Genomic DNA, 2,970 nt, shown 5'->3' with positions numbered 1-2,970 from the left:
GGTTGGCGGCGAGCAGGGTCCAGGCCGCCAGCCAGCGGGTGTCCTGGACCTCAGAGCCGCCAGGAGCTCCGGGTGCACCCTCGCGGCCGGCGGCGAGGGCGGACGGCGACGGCCCCGGCTCGGTGAACATGCGCTTCACGGTCTCGATCTCCTCCATCAGTGCTCCTTCGCGGGGTTCACGTCGCCGAGGACACGGCGGATCTCGCGTTTGGCCCGGTTGAGGCGGGAGCCGACGGTCCCGCCGGGGACGCCGAGGGCCTCGGCGACCTCCTGGTAGCTGAGCCCGGCCAGCGCGGTCAGGAACAGCACGTCGCGGTCGGCCTGGGACAGCCCCTTGATGGCCCGGGCCAGCTCCGGTCCCGCCTGCTGGGCGGCCACCCGGGCGGCCACGCCGTCCTCGGGTCCGTCGGTCGGGGGCTCGGCGTTCATCCGGCCCAGGGCCTTGAGCCGGCGGCTCTCACCGCGCCGGTGGCGGCTCACGGCCTTCGTGGCGATGCCGAACAGCCAGGGCCTGACGTCGCCGCGCGCCGGATCGAAGTCCGCCCTCTTGCGGAAGGCGACCAGGAAGACGTCGGCGGTCAGGTCGTCGGCGTGCTCCCGGCCGAGGCGTCCGGCGATGTACCGGTGGACGTCCGGGGCGTGCCGGTCGTACAGCTCGGTGAACCACAGCGGATCGTCGCGGCTGCGCGGGGCGGTGTCGGATTCAACGGGCATCGGCTTCCTCCGGGTCGGTGGTCACCCGGTACTCGCCCGCAGCCGTGATCTTCTTCATCGCGTTCACGATCGCGGCCGTCACGGCGCGAAGGAAGGCCCGGCCGGGAGCGCCGGACGGCCGGGAGGGCCGGATCTCAACGGCGGGGCATCGGCGCAGGCGTGAAGGTCAGCCGTAGAACCCGGGCCGGAGGGCGGAAGTCGGAAGCGCCTGGCCGGGAAGAGGTCCCTCCGCGTGCGGGGTCCGCCCGTGGCGGCGATGCGCGACGGCGGAGGCGGTGGCGGAGGGCCGTGGTGGAGGGCCGTGGCGGAAGGTGACGGCCGTCCGGGCCGCGTCCTCGCCGGGGGATGGCGGGGGCGCGGCCCGGAGCGGTGCGCCGGATGGGGCGCGGGTCGTCCGGGGGGACGGCCTCAGTCGAGATACTCGCGGAGCATCTGGGCGCGGGAGGGGTGCCTCAGCTTCGCCAGCGTCTTGGACTCGATCTGCCGGATGCGCTCGCGCGTGACGCCGAACTCCCGGCCGACCTCCTCCAGGGTGCGGGGGTGGCCGTCGGCCAGGCCGAAGCGCAGCTGGATGATGCGCTGCTCCCGTTCCGACAGCGTGCCGAGGATGTCCTCCAGCTGGTCCTGCAGCAGGATGAACGCCGCCGCCTCGATGGGCACGACGGCGTCGGAGTCCTCGATGAAGTCGCCGAGATCGGAGTCCTCCTCTCCGATCGGGGACTGCAGCGACACCGGTTCCTGGGCGATCCGCTGGATCTCCACGACCCGGGTGGCGCTCAGCCCCATCTCCCGGCCGATCTCGTCGGGGATCGGTTCCCGGCCGAGGTCCTGGTGGAGCTGGCGCTGCACGCGCACCAGCTTGTTGATGGTCTCCACCATGTGCACCGGGATCCGGATGGTCCGGGCCTGGTCGGCGATCGCCCGCGTGATCGCCTGGCGGATCCACCAGGTGGCGTAGGTCGAGAACTTGAAACCCTTGGTGTAGTCGAATTTCTCGACCGCGCGGATGAGTCCGAGATTTCCCTCCTGAATGAGGTCGAGGAACAGCATTCCCCGGCCCACGTAGCGCTTGGCGATCGAGACGACCAACCGCAGGTTCGCCTCGATCAGTCGTTGCTTCGCCCGGATTCCCTCCCGGGAGAGCAGTTCGAGGTCGAGTCGCTGCGCCGGGGAGAGGATGGCGGTGTGCGCCAGTTTCTCCTCGGCGAAAAGACCCGCCTCGATTGATTTCGCCAGTTCGACTTCATCTTCTGCCGTGAGGAGCGGAACGCGACCGATCTCTCTCAGGTAGATGCGCACCAGGTCGCTCGTCGGCGCCCGCTTGCCGAGATCTGTCTCGTCTGCTCGCGCGACGTCCTCGGTCTCCTGCGGAGACTCCAGGACCTCGACCCCCTGTTCCGCGAGCATTCGGACGATCCGCTCGAGCGAATCGTCCGGCAAGTCCGAGCGGTCGAGTGCGGCAGCGACGTCATCGACGGTCACACCGCCGCGTTCTCTGCCACGTGCGACGAGGTCCGCCACCTGGTCAACCGATGGCGCCTCGCTTGGCAGCACCGAAGGGCCCACGGGGACAGTCTGCGTTATGGGGGGCCTAGATCACAGGACCCATTTTGCGGTCTCTTGACTTACCGCTATCCAAGCCCGCGCTCCCGCAACACCCGTCTCTGCTGCTCAAGCGCGACAAGATCACCGAAGAGCCGGTGGTACTCCTCGGCTTGCTCGGCCGGATTCAGCCGCCCGAGTTTAGATTTCACGTCCCCGATCTGCCGGGTGAGCAGGCGTTCCTGAATCCGGGCCAGCAGTGCCGCCGCATATCGGTCATCCGATTCGGACGCGGACTGTGTCGGCTCGACTGCGAGCATGGTGATCAGGTCCTTGACCTGGGTGTTCGCCGCCTGCTCCAGGAGCCGGGAGATCCACTCGGCCGGATCGGCCGCCGTGGCCACTCCCCCGACCGCCCCGACGACGCCCCGGACGGTCGCGTGGGCGGGCACCAGGAACGCCTCGCCCGGGACCAGATCGAACTCCGGCCCGACCACCGCGGGACGCTGCACGACCAGCTTCAACAGCTCGCGTTCGAGCACCACGCCGGGGTCGTGCGGGTCGAACGCCGGGGTTTCGGGCCGCCCCGAATCCGCTGACGTCTCGTCCTGGCCCTGTCCGGACGGGCTGTAACCCCCGCCGCCGGATGGCCCATACCCATCGTCGCCGTAGGAGCCGTACGCGTCCCGCGGGCCGGACGGGCCGCCCTCATAC

The 2,970-nt window shown here is 70.2% G+C and carries 3 protein-coding genes; all 3 read right to left on the bottom strand.

Going from position 1 to position 2,970, the window contains the following annotated elements; translation table 11 throughout:
* Positions 1-156: 156 nt before the first annotated feature.
* Positions 157-714: an RNA polymerase sigma factor gene (locus tag AB0J52_RS34445; RefSeq protein ID WP_500187080.1), complete on the bottom strand. Its 558-nt coding sequence runs from the start codon at positions 712-714 to the stop codon at positions 157-159.
* A 408-nt stretch (positions 715-1,122) separates the two neighbouring features.
* The gene (gene rpoD, locus AB0J52_RS34440; RefSeq protein ID WP_500187082.1) at positions 1,123-2,268 is read right to left on the bottom strand and encodes an RNA polymerase sigma factor RpoD; all 1,146 of its coding nucleotides are present in this window, start codon (positions 2,266-2,268) and stop codon (positions 1,123-1,125) included.
* A 77-nt stretch (positions 2,269-2,345) separates the two neighbouring features.
* Positions 2,346-2,970: DNA primase (gene dnaG, locus AB0J52_RS34435; protein WP_500187079.1), on the bottom strand; the 625-nt coding region annotated here is incomplete at its 5' end.

Source organism: Spirillospora sp. NPDC049652 (genome assembly GCF_040675125.1).
Lineage (GTDB): Bacteria > Actinomycetota > Actinomycetes > Streptosporangiales > Streptosporangiaceae > Spirillospora.
Note: the sequence above shows the minus strand (reverse complement) of the source record. Positions and strands in the feature narration are given on the sequence as shown.